Genomic DNA, 22311 nt, shown 5'->3' with positions numbered 1-22311 from the left:
TGTGTGCCAGAGATTACAGCGCCGCTTCGTCGGCTTCGCCGGTACGAATACGAATGACGCGTTGCAATTCAGCGACGAAGATTTTGCCGTCGCCAATTTTTCCGGTGTAAGCCGCCTTGCTGACGATATCGATTACTTCATCGAGTTGGTCATCAGCAATCGCCACATCAATTTTTACTTTTGGCAGGAAATTGACGCTGTATTCCGCCCCCCGGTACAGCTCGGCATGTCCTTTCTGACGCCCGAAACCTTTCACTTCGGTGACGGTCAGGCCCTGAATACCAATGGAAGATAACGCTTCACGAACGTCTTCCAGCTTGAATGGTTTGATTATCACGGTCACCAGCTTCATAGATCCCCTCCGGTCAGAATTCGGTAATGGTTCTGCTACACGAAGAAGGTATTGCAAGCGGTATGCCAGAAATGAAAAACGAGAAAGAGAGCAGGAAGTTAAGAAGATTGAAAATGAAAACGCACTATAACAGTGCACAGTGCGTTACATTTTTGCACCATTGGTGAATTTTTGCGCTAATCAGGCGCTCAATGATTCCTCTTCACGTACGCTGGCAGCCAGCTCCTCGCCCACCTGTTGCAATTGATACATCTGCCAGTAGCGCCCCTGGGCTGCCAGCAGTTGCTGGTGCGTCCCCTGTTCCACCGCCTGACCACGATGGAGCACCAGAATGGTGTCGGCATCGACAATGGTCGATAAGCGGTGAGCAATCACCACCAGCGTGGTATGTTCACGCACCGCCGCCAGTGCGTGCTGGATCGCCTGTTCAGTACCGGAATCGATACTGGCGGTTGCCTCATCAAGGATCAGGATTTGCGGCGTCTCCACCAGCACGCGCGCCAGCGCCAGCAGTTGCTTCTGCCCGACGGAAAGGTTATTCCCCTGCTCGCCCAGCGGCGTATAAATACCGTCGCTCATGCTGCGCGCCAGATCCGCCAGTTGCACGGTTTCCAGTGCCTGCCAGACGCGCGCTTCGGAGATATCGCGCCCCAGCGTCACGTTGGCGAGGAAAGTATCCGCCAGCACCACCGGATCTTGCTGCACCATCGCCACACCCTGGCGTAATGCGCTGTGACTTAGCGAATTTAATGGACGACCGTCGAGACGAATCTCACCTTCCGTTAGCGGGTAATAGCCCATCAATAAACTGGCGAGGGTACTTTTACCGCTGCCGGTATGCCCCACCAGCGCCACAAAGTTACGCGAAGGCACAGAGAGATTAATGTTCTTCAGTACCAGATTGTCATCGCGATAAGCAAATGACACGTTATCGACTTCGATGGTGCCACTCTGTAACGGGCGATCATCATTGCCATATTGCTGACGCGGCCCATCCATCAGTTCGAACACGCGTTCACCCGCCACCACAGCCTGTTGCAGCATCGCCTGTTGCGTGGTCAGTTCGATTAAGGGTTCGTTAAGCCGCCCAAGATAGCTGATAAACGCATACAGCACGCCCACTTCAATGGTGCCGCTGGCGGAGAAGCCAAACAGCATTAACAAGCCACAAAGAATGAGCGATGAAAACAGACTCAGCAGCGGACGCAGCAGAAAACCGTCGAGGCGCAGGGTTTGCATCCTCGCCATATAGTGTGAACGACTGGTCTCACCCATACGTTCGCCAAATCGCGCCTGCTGACGGAATTGCTGGATAACGCTCATGCCGTTGATAATTTCGTTAAAGCCGTCGTTGATATCCGCCAGATAGGCGCGAACACGGCGGACAATCGGAGTGCTGTAACGCTGGTATATCACCATCACCACCAGCACAACCGGGAAAATCATTATCGCCACCAGTGCCATTCGCCAGTCGAGACTGAACATTGCCACCAGCATCGCACCCACCAGTGCGGCGCTGCGCAGGACAGTTGCCACTACGGTAACGTAGAGGTCGCGGATCACTTCAGTGTCATTAGTGACGCGGGAAATCACCTGTCCAACCGGCTGGATATCAAACTCGCTTAATGGCTGGCGCAATGCGGCATCCATCACATCCGTTCGCAACTGTTGTACCACGCCAACCGCCGCCCGATTAAACAGCAGCGACTGTGCGTAGTGCAGTCCAGCGGCAAACAGTTGCAGCCCAACATACGCCGCCGCCAGACCGGCAACCACTTTCAACGGCAGATTATTTTTCGCCACCATATTATCGATGAAATAGCTGATGAGTAGCGGTCCACTGACTTCTGCCGCCGCCGCAATCCACATCATCAGAACCGCAATCCCCAGCGGTTTACGCCACGGCGAACCATACGCTAACAGGCGCTTGAGAGTCGGCCACAGTTGGCTAAAACTACGCATCGACGGCCTCCTCGCGAATTTCCGGAGCGTCGTCGAGCGCCGCCTCCAGTTGTTGATAGCGATACATATCGCGATACCAGCCGCTTTGTTGCGCCAGCGCATCATGATTGCCACGCTGGGCGATGTGTCCGTGTTGCATCACAATTATTTCACTGGCTTCTGTCAGTGCAGAAAGTCGATGGGCGCTGATAATCACCGTTCTCCCCTGCCCCCACTGGCGCAGGTTATGCAGAATCTGATGCTCTGTGCGTCCGTCCACCGCCGAAAGCGCATCATCAAGGATAAGGATTTCTGCGTTGACTAATAACGCACGAGCAATGGATATGCGCTGCTTTTGTCCACCGGAAAGCATCACACCGCGCTCGCCCACTTCTGTGTCGTAACCTTGCGGTAGACGCAAAATATCGTCATGTACGCTGGCTAACCGCGCTACGTGTTCAATCTCTTGCTGGGTGGCATTCGGGCAACCCAGCGCGATGTTGTTCGCCACGGTGTCGGAAAAAAGGAATGGCGTCTGGCTGACCACCGCCAGGCGGCTACGCCAGCTATCGAGTTGTAACTTCGTCAGAGGAATATCATGAAAGCGGATATCCCCCTCGCTGACGTCGAAATGACGCTGAATGAGTGACAGCAGAGTACTTTTGCCAGAACCGGTCGGTCCGCAAATACCCAGCATCTGACCGGGTTTGAGTGCGAAACTGACATTCTCCAGCGCAGGATGATCAGTTTGTGGATAAGTAAACTGGCGAATATTTACATCCAGTTCGCCACGCCCTTGCGGCACTGGTTCGCTACCATCATTCACCACCGGCGCTTCAGCCAGCATCGTCCGAATACGGCTATATGCCGCGCTGCCGCGTTCCACAATGTTAAACATCCAGGCCAGCGCCAGCATCGGCCAAATCATTAACCCCAGATACATCATAAAACTGGTGAGCTGCCCCAGCGTTAAGCTGTCCTGCACCACCATCCAGCTTCCCCCGCCAATCGCCAGCAAATTCGCCATGCCAATCGCGATATAGATTGTCGGATCAAAACGGGCATCAATACGCGCCACACGCATGTTTTTCTTGCCAGTGTCTTCAGCATCTGCGGCAAATAGCGCCGACTGGCGATCTTCCAGACCAAAGGCTTTGATCATGCGGATACTGGTGAGGCTCTCCTGGGTGCGATCGTTGAGACTAGAAAATGCCGCCTGCGCCAGCTTAAAGCGTTCATGCAAGGCATCGCCGTTGCGCTTAATCATGATTGCCATCACTGGCATCGGTAATAGTGCGAATAAGGTCAACTGCCAGCTAATTTGCGTAGACATCATAATCAACACAGCGCAGCCCATTACCAGTGAATCCACCAGCGTCAGCACCCCTTCTCCGGCGGCAAACACGACGCGATCGACGTCATTGGTCGCACGAGCCATAAGGTCGCCCGTGCGATGACGCAGGTAAAATTCTGGATGCTGGCGACTTAGCTGGCGGTAATAATCTTCACGCAGTTCAACAGCCAGTTGATAAGACGCGCCAAACAGCAGTACGCGCCAGACGTAACGCAGGAGATAAACCACGACTGCAATCAGCACCATGGTGGCGATCCACATCAGGATCTGCCCGGTAGTAAAGTGTTGTTCCGTCACTCCATCGACAACAATACCGACCACTTTCGGCGGAACCAGTTGCAGCATCGCGATAATGACAAGCAAGGCCACAGCCCCGAGATAGCGACGCCATTCCCGACGAAAATACCAGCTTAGTTGAGCAAATAATCGCACGCGTTGTGTCCTGACCTGATTCTGGATATTTATTCGATGGGTAAAGAAGTGGTGTATTTAATCTGTTCCATCGCGAAGCTGGAAGTAACGTCCGACAGCCCTGGAACGCTGTTGACCAGACGCTTATAAAACTCGTCATAGCGTTTCATATCGGCAACCTGAACACGCATCAGATAATCATATTCCCCGGCCATGCGCCAGAACCCCAGCACTTCTGGCATTTCCGTTACCACCGTGACAAAGCGGCAATACCATTCGCTGCTGTGATGTTGCGTTTTAATCAGCACAAAAGCAGTCAGCCCAAGGCCAATTTTTTCCGGATCCAGCAGGGCGACTTTGCCGATAAGGATACCGTCATCCTCCAGCCGTTTCAGACGCTTCCAGCAAGGCGTGGTCGTCAGATTAACGGCTTCTGCCAGTGCCTGCAAAGAGAGGGTGCAATCCTGCTGTAGTAAGGCCAGCAGCTTACGGTCAATTTTATCTAACATCGCCAATCCACAGAGAATTATTTTCTCTTTTAATTCTATTTTAAAGGCGAAATACCGACAATTTATTCTGTGCGGTTTAAACGACACTGCACAAAATGACAAATTCAAAGTAAAAAAAACCGGGCTATTGCCCGGCGCTGGAAGAGATCTCGTTATTCGGGGGAATAAGGTAGATGTGGATTGTCCAGCCAGTGCGTCAAATAGTGAGAGACCGCCTGATTTCGGCAATGTCCAATCACTGGTAAATGAGGGAGTTCCGCGCGCAGTTGCGGCATCGCATTGCCCATAATAAATCCGCTACCGACGCTGCCTAACATTTCGCGATCGTTCATCGCATCACCAAAGGCCATACAGTCGCGCAGTGAAAAACCTAAATGTTGGGTCAGCACCGCCAACGCCGCGCCTTTATTACACCCCACCGGCAGCACTTCCAGGCAATTAATTGCCGAAAAACACAAATGTGCGCGCTCGCCTAATGCTTCGTTTAGTTGGGTATGCAAGCGCATAAGATCGTCGTGATCGCCACAGAAACAGATCTTGGTGACGCTGTCGAGCGGCATTTTTTTGACATCGATAATCTGATAACGGAAACCGCTATACACAAATGCCTGCAACAATGCTGGGATCTCTTGCCCGGTAAACCAGCCATTGTCATTGAAGATATGCATACTGGCCTGGGTATCCCATTTCTGGTAGAGCACTAATTCCGCCACGTCCGCAGGCAAATCATCACGATGTAAAAGTTCGCCTTCCAGAGAGTGCACGCGCGTACCGTTGCCGGTAATTAAATACGCATCCAGCGATAGCACCCCGATAATATGCTGCATCTCCAGCGCATGGCGACCTGTAGCAAAAGTGAGGGTAATATCACGTTCACGCAGACGCGCCAGAGTCGAGAGGGTTTTCTCACCTAAATGGTGATCAGGCATCAATAAAGTGCCGTCCATATCAAATGCTGCCAGACGAGCCATTTCTTTCTCCACTCTGTGACACGGTTAATGGTGATTGAGTATCACCTGATATATACGGAAGTAATAGTGAATAGTTAAATAATATTGTTCCGGGTTTATATGCGACTGCTTAACCGTCTTAACCAGTATCAACGTCTGTGGCAACCTTCTGCCGGAGAGCCGCAATCCGTCACCGTCAGCGAACTGGCCGAACGCTGTTTTTGCAGCGAACGCCATGTGCGTACACTATTACGTCAGGCTCAGGAGTCGGGATGGCTGGAGTGGCAGGCGCAGTCAGGACGAGGAAAGCGCGGGCAACTGCGTTTTCTGGTGACACCGGGATCCCTGCGTAATGCGATGATGGAACAGGCACTGGAAACGGGAAAGCAGCAAGATGTGCTGGAGCTGGCGCAACTGGCCCCAGGAGAGCTGCGCACTCTGTTACAGCCGTTTATGGGTGGACAATGGCAAAACGATACGCCGACGTTGCGTATTCCCTATTATCGCCCGCTCGAACCGCTACAACCGGGCTTTTTGCCCGGCCGTGCCGAGCAGCATCTCGCCGGACAGATATTTTCCGGCCTGACCCGCTTCGATAATAATACCCAGCGCCCGATTGGCGATTTAGCGCATCACTGGGAAATCTCTGCTGATGGGCTACGCTGGGATTTTTATCTTCGTTCAACGCTGCACTGGCATAACGGCGATGTGGTAAAAGCAACGCAACTACACCTGCGATTATTGATGCTGCTACAACTGCCAGCGTTGGGGAAATTATTGACTAGCGTGAAACGTATTGAAGTCACCCATCCGCAGTGTCTGACCTTCTTTTTACATCGCCGTGATTACTGGCTTGCTCACCGGCTGGCGAGCTATTGTAGCCATCTGGCGCATCCGCAATTATCGCTGGTGGGAACCGGCCCTTTTCGCTTAACAAAATTCACAGCGGAACTGGTGCGACTCGAAAGCCATGATTATTACCATTTACATCACCCACTGCTAAAAGCGGTTGAGTACTGGATAACCCCACCACTTTTTGAAAAAGATTTGGGAACCAGTTGTCAGCATCCAGTACAAATCACCATCGGTAAACCTGAAGAGTTGCCACGGGTCAGCCAGGTCAGTAGCGGCATCAGTTTAGGTTTTTGCTATTTAACATTGCGCAAAAGTCCCCGACTGTCCCTCTGGCAGGCGCGAAAAGTGATCTCCATTATCCATCAATCCGGTTTACTACAAACGTTAGAAGTCGGAGAAAATCTGATCACTGCCAGTAATGCATTGCTGCCTGGCTGGGCTATTCCACAATGGGATGTACCGAATGAGGTCAAACTACCAGAAACATTAACGTTGGTTTATCACCTGCCAGTGGAACTTCATGCAATGGCAGAACAATTACGAACGACGCTGGCAGCAGAAGGTTGCGAATTAACGACTGTTTTTCATAACGCGAAAAACTGGGACGACACTACCCCACTGGCACAGGCAGATTTGATGATGGGCGACAGGTTAATTGGCGAAGCGCCGGAATATACCCTGGAGCAATGGCTGCGTTGCGATCCACTCTGGTCATATGTTTTCGACGCTCCAGCATATGCACATCTGCAATCGACACTGGATACCGTGCAGTTGATGGCTGATGAAGAAAAGCGGAATAACGCGCTGAAAACCGTGTTTAGCCAGTTAATGGTAGAAGCAACGCTGACGCCGCTGTTCAATTATCACTATCGCATTAGCGCCCCGCCTGGAGTAAATGGTGTGCGACTGACACCGCGCGGCTGGTTTGAATTTACCGAAGCCTGGCTTCCCGCGCCGTCGCAATGAAGCACTGGTCGGGGTTAACCGCAGGCGTTACCATAACGTTTTTATCGATTTAGCAGGATTATCTATGAAACGTGCCGTCGTTGTGTTTAGTGGAGGTCAGGATTCAACCACCTGTCTGGTACAGGCATTGCAGCAATATGATGAAGTCCATTGCGTGACGTTCGATTACGGTCAGCGCCATCGCGCAGAGATTGACGTGGCACGCGAACTGGCATTGAAACTGGGTGCACGCGCGCATAAGGTGCTGGATGTGACGCTACTCAACGAGCTGGCGGTCAGCAGCCTGACGCGTGACAGCATTCCGGTGCCTGATTATGAACCTGAAGCCGATGGTATCCCGAATACGTTTGTCCCTGGGCGTAATATTTTGTTCCTGACGCTGGCGGCGATATATGCGTATCAGGTTAAAGCAGAAGCAGTGATCACCGGCGTCTGCGAAACGGATTTCTCCGGCTACCCGGATTGTCGTGATGAGTTTGTGAAAGCACTGAACCATGCCGTCAGTCTGGGTATGGCGAAAGATATTCGTTTTGAAACGCCGCTAATGTGGATTGATAAAGCGGAAACCTGGGCGCTGGCGGATTATTACGGCAAGCTGGATTTAGTACGTAACGAAACGCTAACCTGCTATAACGGCATTAAAGGCGACGGTTGCGGTCATTGTGCAGCGTGTAATTTACGCGCCAACGGTTTGAATCATTATCTGGCTGATAAGCCGGCGGTGATGGCAGCGATGAAGCAGAAAACCGGATTGCAGTAATTATTCGGGGTCTCGCCGGATGCGGCTTGAGCATCCGGCACAACAAAATTTTTACTGAACCATCTGCTCCAGTTTTTCGCGCAGTTCCCCTTCCAGAGCTAATGCTTTCTGCGTTTTGAGATCGATACAAACAAACGTGATAAGCGCATCTGCCACCACCTGCCCTTCCGGCTCAAGAGTAATGACCTGACTTAAGATGCCGCTTTTACCGTTTAATTGCTGCAACTGACTGTTAATGGTTAACAGGTCGCTTAATACCGCCGGGCGACGATAGTTAATATTGATATTCACCACCACGAAGGCGATGTTATGGGCCGTCATCCAGTGAAAGCTGTCGCTATTTTCCAACCCATCCCAGCGGGCTTCTTCGAGAAATTCAAGGTAGCGGGCGTTGTTTACGTGTTGGTAAACGTCGAGATGATATCCACGAACTTTGATTTGTGTTTGCATAGCGCAATAACCTTACGTTGTTGTTATAAGAACTGTTATAAGTACAGAGGTCATAACTGGTATGACCTCTTCAGTCTGGCAAAAAATTGCCACTATGCAAATTAATTACAGGGTTAATACCGCCAGATTACGTTCCACCAGCGAATTGCCCATTCCCGGCACCTGTTTTAGATCCTCCACCGTTTTAAACGGGCCGTACTCTTCGCGATAACTGACAATTGCCTGCGCTTTCTTCAGGCCAACGCCATTCATCGCGCGGGCTAACTCTTCCGCGCTGGCATTATTAATGCTGACCCTGGTGCCTTCTTCGTCACTGGCTTTTGCCGGTACTGCCGCTTTGCTTTGTGCTGCAGGAGCTTCCGCTTTGGTTTCTACCGCTGCCGGTTTCGCCGCAGGAGCTGCTGCCAGCGCACTATGAGACATTCCGGCACAGGCCAGGGACAGGGTAATGAACAATGCTTTAATTCCGTGTTTCATACTGTTTTCTCCTTGTTTGTTAACAGTGGAATCACCTTAACGGCAGTGAAAACAGTAAACAAATGGCAATGTTCAGAAATGGAAAAGGCCGCGAAAGCGACCTTTTCTTGTTACAGCTGCAAAGCATTTTTTTGCGAGGCGGCTTCCAGATTATTGCTGTTCCAGCGCATCGCCAATTTTGATTTTCGCCTCTTTACGCAGGTTACTCATCAGAGCTTCAAAGACGATTTGTGCGTTGTTCTGGGTGATGCCCTGCACCATCGCTTTTTTCTGATCTTCCGGCATAGAACCTTGTTTCACTTCGTCCAGCGCCAGCAGAACGACATTGCCTTGCATATCGGTCGCCATACCGTAGCTCGGTTTGTCTTTCGCTGGCAGTGGCAGTGCAAACGCCGCCAGGCTAATCGGGTCACGACCGGAACGGCTTAAGGTTTTCGGCTCGCCAAATTTCAGACCGGCAGCCTGCATAGCTTCCGCACCTTTACCCGCTTTCAAATCAACCAGCAGTTTTTCAGCATCTACTTTCGCCTGTTGCTCAGCTTTGTTGTGCTGAACCAGCGCCTTAACCTGTTCCTGAACATCTGCCAGCGGTTTCACCGCTTCCGGTTTGTGCTCACTGATGCGCAGTACGAATGCGCGGTCGCCGTCTACGGTGATGATGTCAGAGTTGATGCCCGGCGCACCGTTTTCACCTACCAGACCGCCGTTAAAGATAGCGTCTGCCACCGGCTTGAAGTTTAACTCTTCCGGCAGGTTATCTTTGCTGAACCAGCCAGTCTGAGTGGCTTTAACGCCCGCAGCCTGCTCTGCACCAGCCAGAGATTCGGTGTCGTTGCTTGCCGCATCGCTCACTTTCTGCTGCAGCGCGTAGTACGCATCGAGGGCTTTTTCGTGTTTCACTTTCGCCGCAATGTCGTCACGTACTTCGTCTAACGATTTCACTTTCGCTGGCTGAATGTCGTCCAGACGTACAATCAGGAAACCGACCGAAGATTTGATGACACCAGACAGTTGGCCTTTTTCTTTCAGACCGGCATTTTTCAGTTCGTCCGGGATAGTGGCATCTTCTAACCAACCCATATCGCCGCCGTTACGGGCAGAGATAATATCGGCAGATTTTTCTTTTGCTAACGCAGCAAAATCACCACCTTTATTCAGCTCCTCAAGTACTGCTTTCGCTTCATCTTCAGTTTTAGTCTGGATGATGCTGTAGCGGGTACGCTGTGGCTGGGTGAATTGATCCTGATGCTGATCGTAGTAGCTCTGGATATCCGCATCGCTAACCGGTTGCTGCATCGTGGCGGCATCCAGCTTGATGTAGCTCACGCGGAACTGTTCCGGAGTCATGAAATTGTTTTTGTTTTGCTCGTAGTAGCTGGTGATTTCTGGTTCGGTCACAGCTTGTTTAGCTGCCAGCGCGTTAACGTCGATAGTCGCTTCACGCACTACACGTTGTTGAGCTACCAGTGCCGCCAGTTCGTCGGTTTCACCTTTCAACATAAAGTCGGTGCCGGCAACGCCAGCAATCAGCTGTTGGGTGGTGAGCTGGTTACGCAGCGCCTGCGCGTATTGATCGGCACTCATTCCCATTCGGTTAAGGATATCGTTGTAGCGGCTGTTATCGAACTTGCCGTCAACCTGGAAAGCCGGAGTTGCGAAAATCGCCTGTTTAACCTGCTCATCGCTGATACCCAGTTTTAGTTCACGAGCGTACTGATCCAGCAGCGCCTCGTCGATCAGACGATTCAGCACCTGTTGACGCAGGGTTTTCATATAGCCTTCGTTCGCCGCCAGCTCAGAGTATTGATCGCCCAACTGTTGCTGCATACGATTACGCTCGCTGTTGAAGGCGTTCTCGAACTGCCCACGGCTGATTTCCTGGTCATTCACTTTTGCGGCGTAGTTATTGCCTGCGCCAATCAGGTAACCACTCACGCCGGTCAATATGAACGACACGATAATGATACCGAAAATAATCTTGAGCACGAGACTGTTTGCAGCCGTGCGTAAGCTGTCCATCATGGTGTAACAACACTCCGCTGTAGATGACTGTGTACCTCACGCAACATATCGCTGCGCGCAAAGGCCTATTGTGACAAGAAACGGGGGCAATTGTCAGCCCACAATGCGCAGAAAGTCACGGAATACAAATAAAAAAGGCACATCAGTAGATGCGCCCTTGAACTTCGTCACATCCCCAATGGGGACAACACTTAGTTTACCGCGTCTTTCAGTGCTTTACCTGCACGGAAGCTCGGTACTTTAGCTGCAGCGATAGTGATCTCTTTACCGGTCTGCGGGTTGCGACCAGTACGGGCGGCACGCTCTTTAACGGCAAAAGTACCAAAACCTACCAGTGCTACATCATCCCCTTCTTTCAGGGATTCAGTTACGGAAGCAATAATAGCATCTAACGCACGGCCAGCCGCAGCTTTAGAGATATCAGCCCCTGCAGCAATCTTGTCAATCAATTGAGATTTATTCACTCTTCTCTTCCTCTTTATAATTTATCTCGCACTTGAATCCTTCAAGGTGCGAACGCGCAGCAGTTATATCAGGCCAGCCATCCCCTTACAACACCCCTTAATAAGGGCAAGCCTAATCCGCCCTCTAACTTAACGAGACAAAAAAAGGCTGGCAAGTCCGAATTGGCCCGCCAGCCCTTTTTTTATTAGTGCAATTTGCGCAAGGTCACTATTTTGCAGTCACAACCTGCATACCAGACGGTTCATTTTGCAGCGCCAGAGTCAGAACTTCCTCAATACGCTTCACAGGATGAATGTCCAGATCGGCAATCACGTTGTCCGGAATCTCTTCCAGATCGCGTTTATTTTCGAACGGAATTAACACTGTTTTAATCCCGCCGCGATGCGCCGCCAGCAGTTTTTCTTTCAAACCACCGATTGGCAACACCTGACCACGCAGAGTAATCTCGCCAGTCATCGCCACATCGGCGCGAACCGGGTTACCGGTCAGGCAAGAAACCAGCGCAGTGCACATGGCAATACCGGCACTCGGACCATCTTTCGGCGTCGCACCTTCCGGTACGTGAACGTGGATGTCGCGTTTTTCGTAAAAATCAGGGTTGATCCCCAGTTTTTCCGCACGCGCACGAACCACCGTTAACGCCGCCTGAATGGACTCCTGCATTACTTCACCAAGCGATCCGGTATAGGTCAGTTTACCTTTGCCCGGGACGCACGCGGTTTCAATGGTCAACAAGTCGCCGCCCACTTCCGTCCACGCCAGACCCGTTACCTGACCGACACGGTTTTCGTTATCCGCGCGACCATAGTCGAAACGCTGAACACCGAGGTAGTCATGCAGGTTATCGCCGTTAATTTCGATATGTTTTAGAGACTTATCGAGCAGTAACTGCTTAACCGCTTTACGGCACAGTTTGGAGATTTCACGCTCCAGACCACGCACGCCCGCCTCACGGGTGTAGTAACGAATAATGCCGATAATGGCGCTATCGTCGACGGTCAACTCACCTTTTTTCAGCGCATTACGTTCAATCTGCTTCGGCAGCAGGTGACGTTTGGCGATGTTCAGTTTTTCATCTTCGGTATAACCGGAGAGGCGAATCACTTCCATACGATCCAGCAGCGGTGCCGGAATGTTCATGGAGTTCGACGTCGCGACAAACATCACGTCGCTAAGGTCGTAATCCACTTCCAGGTAGTGGTCGCTGAACGCCACGTTCTGCTCTGGATCCAGCACTTCAAGCAGTGCGGAGGCCGGATCGCCACGCATGTCAGAAGACATTTTGTCGATCTCATCGAGCAGGAACAGCGGGTTTTTAACGCCCACTTTCGCCATTTTCTGGATCAATTTACCCGGCATAGAACCGATGTAAGTACGGCGGTGACCACGGATTTCCGCTTCATCACGCACGCCGCCCAGCGCCATACGGACATATTTACGTCCGGTAGCTTTGGCGATGGACTGCCCCAGAGAAGTTTTACCTACCCCCGGCGGCCCAACCAGGCAAAGGATCGGCCCCTTGATTTTGTTGACACGACTTTGAACCGCAAGATACTCAAGGATGCGATCTTTCACGCGCTCCAGACCATAATGGTCGGTATCAAGGATTTCTTGCGCCTGACGAAGGTCTTTTTTGACCTTGCTACGCGCATTCCACGGCACCTGCACCATCCAGTCGATATAGCCACGCACCACGGTCGCTTCTGCCGACATCGGAGACATCATTTTCAGCTTCTGCAGTTCTGCTTCCGCTTTCTCTTTTGCCTCTTTCGGCATTTTCGCCGCGTCGATTTTGCGCTTCAGGGCTTCGTTTTCGTCCGGCGCGTCGTCCATTTCACCGAGTTCTTTCTGAATAGCTTTCATTTGCTCGTTCAGATAGTACTCACGCTGGGATTTCTCCATCTGCTTTTTAACGCGGTTGCGAATGCGTTTCTCAACCTGCAGCAGATCGATTTCCGATTCCATCATCGCCATCAGATATTCCAGACGTTCGTTAACGTCGGACATCTCAAGAACGGACTGTTTGTCAGCCAGTTTCAGCGGCATATGCGCGGCAATGGTATCCGCCAGGCGCGCCGGATCGTCAATGCTGTTCAGCGACGTCAGCACTTCTGGTGGGATTTTTTTGTTCAGCTTGATGTAGCCTTCGAACTGGCTGATTGCGGTACGCACCAGAACTTCCTGTTCCCGCTCATCAATGGTCGGCGACTCCAGATACTCCGCCTTCGCAGAAAAATGTTCGCCATTGTCAGAGAGCGCAGAAATACGCGCGCGCTGTAACCCCTCGACCAGCACTTTGACGGTGCCGTCAGGCAGTTTCAGCATCTGCAATATAGAGGCCACGGTCCCGACGGTGAAAAGATCGTTTACACCCGGCTCATCCGTTGAAGCTTCTTTCTGCGCGACCAGCATAATTTTTTTATCATGGTCCATCGCCGCTTCCAGACAACGGATAGATTTTTCCCGCCCGACAAATAAGGGGATGACCATGTGCGGATAAACCACCACATCGCGCAGCGGCAATACGGGGATTTCAATGCGTTCAGAACGCTCAGGATTCATAGAGCTCTCTCTTAGTTTAATTTCCGCCAGGTAATCAGATGACACGACTGTGCTTCACGCCATCTATTAACATGTACGTCAGTATATGGGGATGTTTCCCCCACATTCAACGTCGAGAATAGAGGAAAAATTAAAGGGGAGATAAAATCCCCCCTTTTTGGTTAACTAATTGTATGGGAATGGTTAATTATTCACCAGATGCCTGCTGAGCTTCCGGCTTGCCATAAATCAGCAACGGTTTGCTTTGGCCATCAATTACCGACTCGTCGATAACGACTTTTTCGACATCTTCCATGGACGGCAGATCGTACATGGTATCGAGCAGCGCAGCTTCTACGATGGAACGCAGACCACGGGCACCGGTTTTACGCGCCATCGCTTTCTTAGCAATAGCATCCAGCGCCTCGTCACGGAATTCCAGATCAACGCCTTCCAGATTAAACAGCGCCTGATACTGCTTGGTCAGGGCGTTTTTCGGCTCTTTGAGGATCTGAATCAGGGCTTCTTCGCTCAGTTCATTCAGCGTTGCGACAACTGGCAAACGACCGATGAACTCAGGGATCAGACCAAACTTGATCAGATCTTCCGGTTCAACCTGCGCCAGCAGCTCGCCTTCGCTTGCTTTGTCGGATTTCGCTTTTACCGTCGCGCCAAAACCAATGCCGGAGCCGGTTTCTACACGATGGGAAATGACTTTATCCAGACCAGCGAACGCACCACCACAGATAAACAGGATCTTAGAGGTATCAACCTGCAAGAATTCCTGCTGCGGGTGTTTACGCCCGCCCTGCGGTGGAACGGCGGCAACCGTACCTTCGATCAGTTTCAACAGTGCCTGCTGTACGCCTTCACCGGAAACGTCTCGGGTAATAGAAGGATTGTCCGACTTACGAGAAATTTTGTCGATTTCATCGATGTAGACAATCCCGCGCTGCGCTTTCTGTACGTCATAGTCGCACTTCTGCAACAGCTTCTGAATGATATTTTCAACGTCTTCGCCCACATAACCGGCTTCGGTCAGCGTGGTCGCGTCGGCCATGGTGAACGGAACGTCCAGCAGGCGCGCCAGCGTTTCTGCCAGCAGCGTTTTACCAGAACCGGTCGGACCGATCAGCAGAATGTTACTTTTGCCCAACTCGACACCATTGCTGGTATCGCCGTTGCGCAGACGTTTGTAGTGGTTGTATACCGCGACCGCCAGCACTTTTTTCGCCTGTTCCTGACCGATAACGTAATCGTCCAGGTGGTTGCGAATTTCATGCGGCGTCGGTAGCGCACTGCGTTCACGATGCGGTGCAACTTCTTTAATCTCTTCGCGAATGATGTCATTACATAAATCAACACATTCGTCGCAGATATACACGGATGGACCGGCAATCAGCTTGCGCACTTCATGCTGGCTTTTGCCGCAAAAAGAGCAATACAGCAATTTGCCTGAGCCATCTTTGCGTTTATCTGTCATGGGTCAAAACCTCTTCTTTGTTCTTTGTGCCGCACACGACGACGCAAATGCCATTCTCAGGCGCAAGCCGCTTACAGCGTTGTGCCGCCCTGAATAAGTATAGCGGCACAGTTGCGCCTCTGGCATCAATTACGATGGGTCAGAATCGAATCGACCAGACCGTATTCCACCGCTTCAGGGGCGGAAAGGAAGCGATCGCGCTCGGTATCACGTTCAATCTGTTCTAATGATTGACCCGTATGAAGCGCCATAAGTTCATTCATGCGCCCTTTAACTTTCAGAATTTCACGGGCATGAATTTCGATATCGGTCGCCTGGCCCTGATAGCCGCCCAACGGCTGGTGAATCATCACGCGCGAATTCGGCAGGCAGAAACGTTTACCTTTTGCCCCTGCGGTCAACAAGAAAGCGCCCATCGAGGCCGCCTGGCCCATACAGATGGTGCTGACATCAGGCTTGATAAACTGCATGGTGTCATAGATAGACATCCCGGCAGTGATCACCCCGCCTGGGGAGTTAATGTACAGATAGATATCTTTTTCTGGATTTTCTGCTTCCAGGAACAGCATCTGCGCCACAATCAGGTTAGCCATGTGGTCTTCAACCTGGCCAGTCAGAAAAATGACGCGTTCCTTAAGTAGACGAGAATAGATATCAAAAGAGCGCTCACCGCGTGAGGTCTGTTCAATGACCATCGGCACCAGCGCCATATGGGGTGCAAAGTTATCTCGTTCGCCGCTGTATGACATTTCCGTCTCCTGGATAAAATTGAAAAAACCTGCTGTACCGATTGTAACCTTATGGACGGATTATCAGCTAGTCCCTGTGTTATGGGTACGGCATCATCCTATTTCAAGCATAACAATCTTTTGTTGTTACGCTAACACCGAAAGAGGGTTTTCGCACGGTTCCATGCAAAATTCATGACAAAAAAAAAGCCCACCACCTGGCGGTGACGGGCCTTTGTGCGAATTTAGCGCGTTATGCTGCTTAAATTACGCCTGCTGGTTCATCAGCTCGTTGAAAGTGGTTTCTTTTTCAGTCACTTTCGCTTTCGCCAGTACAGCTTCAACAGCCTGTTCTTCCAGAGCAACATTGCGCATGTTGTCCATCAGTTCTTTGTTTTTGCTGTAGAATTCGATAACTTCTTTCGGATCTTCGTATGCAGAAGCCATCTCTTCGATCAGGCCTTTCACACGCTCTTCGTCAGCTTTCAGCTCGTTGGTGCGGATAACTTCACCCAGCAGCAGGCCAACAACTACGCGGCGTTTAGCCTGTTCTTCGAACAGTTCACGCGGCAGTTCCAGAGCTTGTTTCTCGTTGCCACCGAAACGCTGTGCAGCCTGACGACGCAGAACGTCGATTTCGCTGTCGATCAGCGCAGCCGGTACGTCGATGTCGTTAGCTTTTACCAGACCTTCGATCGCCTGAGACTTAACGCGGTTACGGATGGCGCTCTTCAGCTCGCGTTCCATGTTTTTACGCACTTCAGCGCGCAGACCTTCTACGGAACCATCTTCAACGCCGAAACGTTTGATGAATTCAGCAGTCAGTTCCGGCAGTTCACGCTCTTCAACTTTCTTCAGGTTGATAGCGAATTTCGCTGCTTTACCTTTCAGGTTTTCTGCGTGGTACTCTTCCGGGAAGGTCACGTCGATGGTGAACTCTTCGCCCGCTTTGTGGCCTTTAATACCGTCTTCAAAGCCCGGAATCATACGACCCTGGCCCATCGCCAGTACGAAATCAGACGCTTTACCGCCTTCGAACTCTTCGCCGTCTACAGAACCAGTGAAGTCGATGGTTACGCGGTCTTCTGCTTCAACAGCGCCGTCTTTTTCTTTCCAGGTCGCCTGCTGTTTACGCAGAGTATCTAACATGCCGTCAACGTCAGCGTCGGTCACTTCAACGATCGGTTTTTCAACTTCGATCGCTTCCAGACCCTGCAGTTCAACTTCCGGATAAACTTCAAACTCTACAGAGTAGGTGAAGTCTTCACCCAGCTTGTATTCGCCCGGAACGTAAGTCGGTGCGCCAGCCGGATTGATTTTTTCTTTAATGATGGCGTCAATGAAGTTACGGCTCATCAGGTCGCCCAGAACGTCCTGGCGTACAGACGCGCCATAACGCTGAGCAACGATATTCATTGGCACTTTGCCTTTGCGGAAGCCGTCAATACGTACTTTTTTCGCAACGTTGACCAGCTCGCTTTTAACAGCGGTCTCGATGCTGTCAGCAGCGATAGTAATCGTTACACGGCGGCCAAGGCCTTGAGTGGTTTCAACTGAAACTTGCATCTTGTTACCTCAAAAAATCACAGTGCTCGGTCAACTCTTACCCCGCAAGCACAGGTTGTTGGCTTCGCGGAACCGGGATGTTCTTATAATCAATCACATTCCCTGTTACCAGAATCATCCCGAAAGCATTCAAATAGGACGCGGCATTATAGCGGCATCACTTTTATGAGTCGAGAACGGTTATTGCGCGCTGCCGCGTATTTTTTCACAATTCCCAGGTAATTTTCGTCTGAATGCTGGGCAAAAAGCGCAAAATCCAGACAAAACAAAACGGCCCGCAGGCCGTTTTTCATAAAATCTTTAACAACATACTGGAAAAACGCTAACTGTTGCAAATGCGTTTAGGCAATGCTTCCTGCTCCACGACAGGGAGGCGAAGCAAAGATGGTATCCTGCAATCCTTCCCACTCTTTAATGGTATAAGTATGCAGAGCCAGCGCATGAACGGTAGTAGAGAGTTCCTCCGCTAAAGTACTGTAAATCATTCGATGACGATTCAGAAAACGTTCACCCATAAAACGATCGCTGACCAGCACAACTTTAAAATGGCTTTCAGAGCCGGCTGGGACATTGTGACGATAGCTTTCATCCACAACTTCGAGGAATACGGGTTGGAACGCCGTCCTTAATTTTTCTTCTATCCGCTCACGTATCATCATGAAATATCTCCTCCGACAACGCTGAGATGTCACCCATCCCTTTAAATACTAGCCGCTTTAACCGTTTCCATTACAGCTTAACAACAAATAATTAGCTTTCATCCTGTTTTTTCTGTCAAGCGTATGAAGTTTACTGATTTAAAGATTGATTCACAGGCTTCACATCGGTGTTTCTTTTACCCAAGGCGATTATTTCGTCAACATAATGAATTTACATGTCTTACCCACTTCCCCTCGTCGTTGGCGATGTTATGATGGCGGGAATCTTTACCAAACACGCTAAAAAGTCTCTGAGAGCCAGAACATGTTCAAAAAAATCCTCTTCCCGTTAGTTGCTCTGTTTATGCTTGCAGGATGTGCAAAACCGCCAACAACAATTGAAGTTTCTCCGACGATGACGCTGCCACAGCAAGATCCAAGCCTGATGGGCATCACCGTTAGCATTAATGGTGCCGATCAGCGTACCGATCAGGCGCTGGCAAAAGTCACCCGCGATAATCAAATCGTTACCCTGACCGCTTCCCGCGATCTGCGTTTCCTGCTGCAAGAAGTGCTGGAAAAACAGATGACCGCACGCGGTTATATGGTTGGCCCGAATGGCCCGGTTAATCTGCAAATCATCGTTAGCCAACTGTATGCCGACGTGTCCCAGGGCAACGTGCGCTACAACATTGCTACCAAAGCAGATATCGCCATCATTGCCACCGCGCAGAATGGCAACAAAATGACTAAAAACTATCGTGCCAGCTACAATGTTGAAGGTGCGTTCCAGGCCTCCAACAAAAACATCGCTGATGCGGTTAACAGTGTGCTGACCGACACCATTGCTGATATGTCTCAGGACACCAGCATCCACGAATTTATCAAGCAGAACGCACGTTAATTTCTGCCCTCTGGCCCGGTGTAAATCGGGCCTGTAGACGCCCATGTCCAGTCAATATTTACGTATTTTCCAACAGCCACGTTCAGCTATTTTGCTGATCCTGGGTTTTGCTTCCGGGCTGCCGCTCGCCCTGACATCCGGCACGTTACAGGCGTGGATGACAGTCGAGAATATCGATCTTAAAACCATTGGTTTCTTCTCTCTGGTGGGCCAGGCTTACGTATTTAAATTTCTCTGGTCGCCGCTGATGGACCGCTATACCCCGCCGTTCCTCGGACGTCGACGCGGATGGCTGCTCGCTACGCAAGCGTTGCTGTTACTGGCGATTGCGGCGATGGGTTTTCTCGAACCAGGTAAGCAACTTCGCTGGATGGCGGCACTGGCGGTGGTTATCGCTTTTTGCTCCGCTTCTCAGGATATTGTCTTTGATGCGTGGAAAACGGATGTACTTCCTGCGGAAGAACGCGGCGCAGGTGCAGCAATCAGCGTGCTGGGTTACCGTTTAGGGATGCTGGTTTCTGGTGGTTTAGCCTTATGGCTGGCAGATAAATGGCTGGGCTGGCAAGGCATGTACTGGTTGATGGCGGCTCTGCTGATCCCCTGCATTATCGCAACGTTGCTTGCGCCAGAACCAACCGACACCATTCCTGTACCCAAAACGCTGGAACAAGCCGTTGTAGCACCGTTGCGTGATTTCTTTGGCCGCAATAACGCATGGCTGATTCTGCTTTTAATCGTGCTGTATAAGCTGGGCGATGCTTTCGCCATGAGTCTGACTACCACCTTTTTGATTCGCGGCGTCGGGTTTGATGCCGGTGAAGTAGGCGTGGTTAACAAAACGCTCGGTCTGCTGGCGACCATCGTCGGCGCGTTGTACGGTGGTATTCTGATGCAGCGTCTTTCGCTGTTCCGTGCATTACTGATTTTCGGCCTTTTACAAGGTGCGTCCAACGCCGGTTACTGGCTGCTTTCGGTGACTGATAAGCATCTCTACAGCATGGGCGCAGCCGTCTTTTTCGAAAACCTGTGTGGCGGGATGGGCACATCGGCATTTGTGGCGCTGTTAATGACGCTGTGTAATAAGTCATTCTCCGCTACTCAGTTTGCCCTGCTCTCGGCGCTTTCCGCTGTCGGACGGGTTTATGTCGGCCCCGTGGCGGGCTGGTTTGTTGAGTCACACGGCTGGTCGACATTCTATCTTTTCTCCGTCGCCGCCGCCGTACCTGGGCTTATTTTACTGCTGGTTTGCCGCCAGACGCTTGAATATATACGGGTCAACGACAACTTTATCCCACGTACCGAATATCCGTCAGGTTATGCTTTTGCCATGTGGACACTGGCGGCGGGCGTCAGTCTGTTAGCCGTGTGGTTACTGTTGTTGACGCTGGACGCGCTGGATTTGACGCACTTCTCTTTCCTGCCAGCTCTGCTGGAAGTCGGCGTTTTAGTCGCCCTGGGCGGCGTCGTGCTTGGCGGTTTTCTGGATTATCTGGCGCTACGAAAAACGCATCTGACGTAATCTGTGAATATAATGTAGCTGTAGTAATCACACGACGTAATTATTACGGCTAAATAAGCATCAGCATCGCTTAATAATATTTGTTCTTTTGTGCGGCTTAGATTTCGGAAATTATTGACGTAATTTATATGTTTTATTTTTTTACACGATTCAGCTAATGACTCTTTATTTTTCCACGCCTGCCTTGTCACTTTCATGATAATTATTTGTTAAATAATTGTTTTATTTCGCATTGGTTATACCAATTGCCCGCCCAGACTCCTTCTGCACTCCCCTTTTGTTATAACGCCCTTTTGCAACAGCTTCTTAAAATCAACCTGATATGTTTTGCAACATATGTGACCTGACAGCCAAATCCAAGTAACAGGAATTTAATCATGTTTACAGTAATGTAACCTTCCCGTAAAATGCCCACACACTTTAAACGCCACCAGATCCCGTGGAATTGAGGTCGTTAAATGAGACTCAGGAAATACAATAAAAGTTTGGGATGGTTGTCATTATTTGCAGGCACTGTATTGCTCAGTGGTTGTAATTCTGCGCTGTTAGATCCCAAAGGACAGATTGGTCTGGAGCAACGTTCACTGATACTGACGGCATTTGGCCTGATGTTGATTGTCGTTATTCCCGCAATCTTGATGGCTGTTGGTTTCGCCTGGAAGTACCGTGCGAGCAATAAAGATGCTAAGTACAGCCCGAACTGGTCACACTCCAATAAAGTGGAAGCTGTGGTCTGGACGGTGCCTATCTTAATTATCATCTTCCTTGCGGTACTGACCTGGAAAACCACTCACGCTCTTGAGCCTAGCAAGCCGCTGGCACACGACGAGAAGCCCATTACCATCGAAGTGGTTTCCATGGACTGGAAATGGTTCTTCATCTACCCGGAACAGGGCATTGCAACCGTGAATGAAATCGCTTTCCCGGCGAACACTCCGGTGTACTTCAAAGTGACCTCCAACTCCGTGATGAACTCCTTCTTTATTCCGCGTCTGGGTAGCCAGATTTATGCCATGGCCGGTATGCAGACTCGCCTGCATCTGATCGCCAACGAACCCGGTACTTATGACGGTATCTCCGCCAGCTACAGCGGCCCGGGCTTCTCAGGCATGAAGTTCAAAGCTATCGCAACGCCGGATCGTGCCGCATTCGACCAATGGGTCGCTAAAGCCAAACAGTCGCCGAACACCATGTCTGACATGGCTGCGTTCGAAAAACTGGCCGCGCCTAGCGAATACAACCAGGTGGAATATTTCTCCAACGTGAAACCAGATTTGTTTGCCGATGTGATTAACAAGTTTATGGCTCACGGTAAGAGCATGGACATGACCCAGCCAGAAGGTGAGCACAGCGCACACGAAGGTATGGAAGGCATGGACATGAGCCACGCGGAATCCGCCCATTAAAGGGGTTGAGGAAG

At 50.8% G+C, this 22311-nt stretch carries 19 protein-coding genes; 5 read left to right on the top strand and 14 right to left on the bottom strand.

All coding sequences use genetic code 11. The annotated features are described in order from the left end of the window. Window positions 1–13: 13 nt before the first annotated feature. From glnK to cof, 5 genes are all read right to left on the bottom strand, one after another. Window positions 14–352, bottom strand: a complete 339-nt coding sequence (gene glnK, locus C3D30_RS04710) for a P-II family nitrogen regulator (RefSeq protein WP_000780338.1) — start codon at window positions 350–352, stop codon at window positions 14–16. Window positions 353–532: 180 nt separating this feature from the next. Next, a complete protein-coding gene (locus tag C3D30_RS04705; protein ID WP_105286537.1) occupies window positions 533–2314 on the bottom strand; it encodes a SmdB family multidrug efflux ABC transporter permease/ATP-binding protein in 1782 nt (593 codons plus the stop codon). After that, window positions 2307–4079, bottom strand: a complete 1773-nt coding sequence (locus C3D30_RS04700; protein ID WP_105286536.1) for a SmdA family multidrug ABC transporter permease/ATP-binding protein — start codon at window positions 4077–4079, stop codon at window positions 2307–2309. Before C3D30_RS04700 ends, C3D30_RS04705 begins: the two co-directional genes overlap by 8 nt. Window positions 4080–4108: 29 nt before the next feature. After that, window positions 4109–4567: a DNA-binding transcriptional regulator DecR gene (gene decR, locus C3D30_RS04695; RefSeq protein ID WP_000884589.1), complete on the bottom strand. Its 459-nt coding sequence runs from the start codon at window positions 4565–4567 to the stop codon at window positions 4109–4111. 152 nt (window positions 4568–4719) lie between these two features. Next, window positions 4720–5538, bottom strand: coding sequence for an HMP-PP phosphatase (gene cof / locus C3D30_RS04690; RefSeq protein ID WP_010354098.1), 819 nt, complete (start codon window positions 5536–5538; stop codon window positions 4720–4722). Window positions 5539–5637: 99 nt separating this feature from the next. Here cof and C3D30_RS04685 point away from each other — a divergent pair, with 99 nt between their 5' ends. Both C3D30_RS04685 and queC read left to right on the top strand, forming a co-directional pair. After that, a complete protein-coding gene (locus C3D30_RS04685) occupies window positions 5638–7338 on the top strand; it encodes an SgrR family transcriptional regulator (RefSeq protein ID WP_105286535.1) in 1701 nt (566 codons plus the stop codon). 64 nt (window positions 7339–7402) lie between these two features. Beyond that, window positions 7403–8098 carry a 7-cyano-7-deazaguanine synthase QueC gene (gene queC / locus C3D30_RS04680; protein ID WP_000817223.1) on the top strand — a complete coding sequence of 232 codons (696 nt, stop codon included), beginning with the start codon at window positions 7403–7405 and terminating at the stop codon, window positions 8096–8098. A 51-nt stretch (window positions 8099–8149) separates the two neighbouring features. Here the strand turns inward: queC and fadM are convergent, their stop codons facing one another. The 9 genes from fadM to bolA form a co-directional block, all read right to left on the bottom strand. Further along, window positions 8150–8548 carry a long-chain acyl-CoA thioesterase FadM gene (gene fadM, locus C3D30_RS04675; RefSeq protein WP_001194524.1) on the bottom strand — a complete coding sequence of 133 codons (399 nt, stop codon included), beginning with the start codon at window positions 8546–8548 and terminating at the stop codon, window positions 8150–8152. 105 nt (window positions 8549–8653) lie between these two features. Next, window positions 8654–9025: a helix-hairpin-helix domain-containing protein gene (locus tag C3D30_RS04670; protein ID WP_000680286.1), complete on the bottom strand. Its 372-nt coding sequence runs from the start codon at window positions 9023–9025 to the stop codon at window positions 8654–8656. 150 nt (window positions 9026–9175) lie between these two features. After that, the gene (gene ppiD / locus C3D30_RS04665; protein WP_000969347.1) at window positions 9176–11047 is read right to left on the bottom strand and encodes a peptidylprolyl isomerase; all 1872 of its coding nucleotides are present in this window, start codon (window positions 11045–11047) and stop codon (window positions 9176–9178) included. A gap of 191 nt (window positions 11048–11238) precedes the next feature. Next, window positions 11239–11529: a nucleoid-associated protein HU-beta gene (gene hupB / locus C3D30_RS04660; protein ID WP_254892905.1), complete on the bottom strand. Its 291-nt coding sequence runs from the start codon at window positions 11527–11529 to the stop codon at window positions 11239–11241. 190 nt (window positions 11530–11719) lie between these two features. After that, window positions 11720–14074 carry an endopeptidase La gene (lon, locus tag C3D30_RS04655; RefSeq protein WP_001295325.1) on the bottom strand — a complete coding sequence of 785 codons (2355 nt, stop codon included), beginning with the start codon at window positions 14072–14074 and terminating at the stop codon, window positions 11720–11722. Window positions 14075–14261: 187 nt separating this feature from the next. Continuing rightward, complete coding sequence (gene clpX, locus C3D30_RS04650) at window positions 14262–15536, bottom strand: ATP-dependent protease ATP-binding subunit ClpX (RefSeq protein WP_000130305.1); 1275 nt, start codon at window positions 15534–15536, stop codon at window positions 14262–14264. 125 nt (window positions 15537–15661) lie between these two features. Continuing rightward, a complete protein-coding gene (gene clpP, locus C3D30_RS04645; RefSeq protein ID WP_000122253.1) occupies window positions 15662–16285 on the bottom strand; it encodes an ATP-dependent Clp endopeptidase proteolytic subunit ClpP in 624 nt (207 codons plus the stop codon). A 246-nt stretch (window positions 16286–16531) separates the two neighbouring features. Then, window positions 16532–17830, bottom strand: coding sequence for a trigger factor (gene tig, locus C3D30_RS04640; RefSeq protein ID WP_001198386.1), 1299 nt, complete (start codon window positions 17828–17830; stop codon window positions 16532–16534). A 341-nt stretch (window positions 17831–18171) separates the two neighbouring features. Then, complete coding sequence (gene bolA / locus C3D30_RS04630; protein WP_000973458.1) at window positions 18172–18489, bottom strand: transcriptional regulator BolA; 318 nt, start codon at window positions 18487–18489, stop codon at window positions 18172–18174. Window positions 18490–18793: 304 nt separating this feature from the next. On the opposite strand from bolA, the gene C3D30_RS04620 reads away from it, so the two are divergent. The 3 genes from C3D30_RS04620 (at window position 18794) to cyoA (ending at window position 22297) form a co-directional block, all read left to right on the top strand. After that, on the top strand, window positions 18794–19372 hold the full coding sequence (locus tag C3D30_RS04620) for a lipoprotein (protein ID WP_000473500.1): 579 nt from the start codon (window positions 18794–18796) through the stop codon (window positions 19370–19372). A gap of 43 nt (window positions 19373–19415) precedes the next feature. Next, window positions 19416–20891 (top strand): muropeptide MFS transporter AmpG, encoded by a 1476-nt coding sequence (ampG, locus tag C3D30_RS04615; RefSeq protein ID WP_105286534.1) that lies wholly within the window; start codon window positions 19416–19418, stop codon window positions 20889–20891. Window positions 20892–21349: 458 nt separating this feature from the next. Next, complete coding sequence (gene cyoA / locus C3D30_RS04605; RefSeq protein WP_001239436.1) at window positions 21350–22297, top strand: cytochrome o ubiquinol oxidase subunit II; 948 nt, start codon at window positions 21350–21352, stop codon at window positions 22295–22297. Window positions 22298–22311 lie beyond the last annotated feature (14 nt).

It is taken from the genome of Escherichia sp. MOD1-EC5433 (genome assembly GCF_002966005.1).
GTDB lineage: Bacteria > Pseudomonadota > Gammaproteobacteria > Enterobacterales > Enterobacteriaceae > Escherichia > Escherichia ruysiae.
Note: the sequence above shows the minus strand (reverse complement) of the source record. Positions and strands in the feature narration are given on the sequence as shown.

What these genes read in the sequence shown, in the direction of transcription:
- cof (WP_010354098.1), bottom strand. Translation starts at nt 5,538, where the DNA reads ATGGCTCGTCTGGCAGCATTTGATATGGACGGCACTTTATTGATGCCT.
- bolA (WP_000973458.1), bottom strand. Translation starts at nt 18,489, where the DNA reads ATGATGATACGTGAGCGGATAGAAGAAAAATTAAGGACGGCGTTCCAA.
- clpP (WP_000122253.1), bottom strand. Translation starts at nt 16,285, where the DNA reads ATGTCATACAGCGGCGAACGAGATAACTTTGCACCCCATATGGCGCTG.
- C3D30_RS04620 (WP_000473500.1), top strand. Translation starts at nt 18,794, where the DNA reads ATGTTCAAAAAAATCCTCTTCCCGTTAGTTGCTCTGTTTATGCTTGCA.
- decR (WP_000884589.1), bottom strand. Translation starts at nt 4,567, where the DNA reads ATGTTAGATAAAATTGACCGTAAGCTGCTGGCCTTACTACAGCAGGAT.
- cyoA (WP_001239436.1), top strand. Translation starts at nt 21,350, where the DNA reads ATGAGACTCAGGAAATACAATAAAAGTTTGGGATGGTTGTCATTATTT.
- glnK (WP_000780338.1), bottom strand. Translation starts at nt 352, where the DNA reads ATGAAGCTGGTGACCGTGATAATCAAACCATTCAAGCTGGAAGACGTT.
- tig (WP_001198386.1), bottom strand. Translation starts at nt 17,830, where the DNA reads ATGCAAGTTTCAGTTGAAACCACTCAAGGCCTTGGCCGCCGTGTAACG.
- fadM (WP_001194524.1), bottom strand. Translation starts at nt 8,548, where the DNA reads ATGCAAACACAAATCAAAGTTCGTGGATATCATCTCGACGTTTACCAA.
- clpX (WP_000130305.1), bottom strand. Translation starts at nt 15,536, where the DNA reads ATGACAGATAAACGCAAAGATGGCTCAGGCAAATTGCTGTATTGCTCT.
- C3D30_RS04705 (WP_105286537.1), bottom strand. Translation starts at nt 2,314, where the DNA reads ATGCGTAGTTTTAGCCAACTGTGGCCGACTCTCAAGCGCCTGTTAGCG.
- C3D30_RS04670 (WP_000680286.1), bottom strand. Translation starts at nt 9,025, where the DNA reads ATGAAACACGGAATTAAAGCATTGTTCATTACCCTGTCCCTGGCCTGT.
- ppiD (WP_000969347.1), bottom strand. Translation starts at nt 11,047, where the DNA reads ATGATGGACAGCTTACGCACGGCTGCAAACAGTCTCGTGCTCAAGATT.
- ampG (WP_105286534.1), top strand. Translation starts at nt 19,416, where the DNA reads ATGTCCAGTCAATATTTACGTATTTTCCAACAGCCACGTTCAGCTATT.
- queC (WP_000817223.1), top strand. Translation starts at nt 7,403, where the DNA reads ATGAAACGTGCCGTCGTTGTGTTTAGTGGAGGTCAGGATTCAACCACC.
- lon (WP_001295325.1), bottom strand. Translation starts at nt 14,074, where the DNA reads ATGAATCCTGAGCGTTCTGAACGCATTGAAATCCCCGTATTGCCGCTG.
- C3D30_RS04685 (WP_105286535.1), top strand. Translation starts at nt 5,638, where the DNA reads ATGCGACTGCTTAACCGTCTTAACCAGTATCAACGTCTGTGGCAACCT.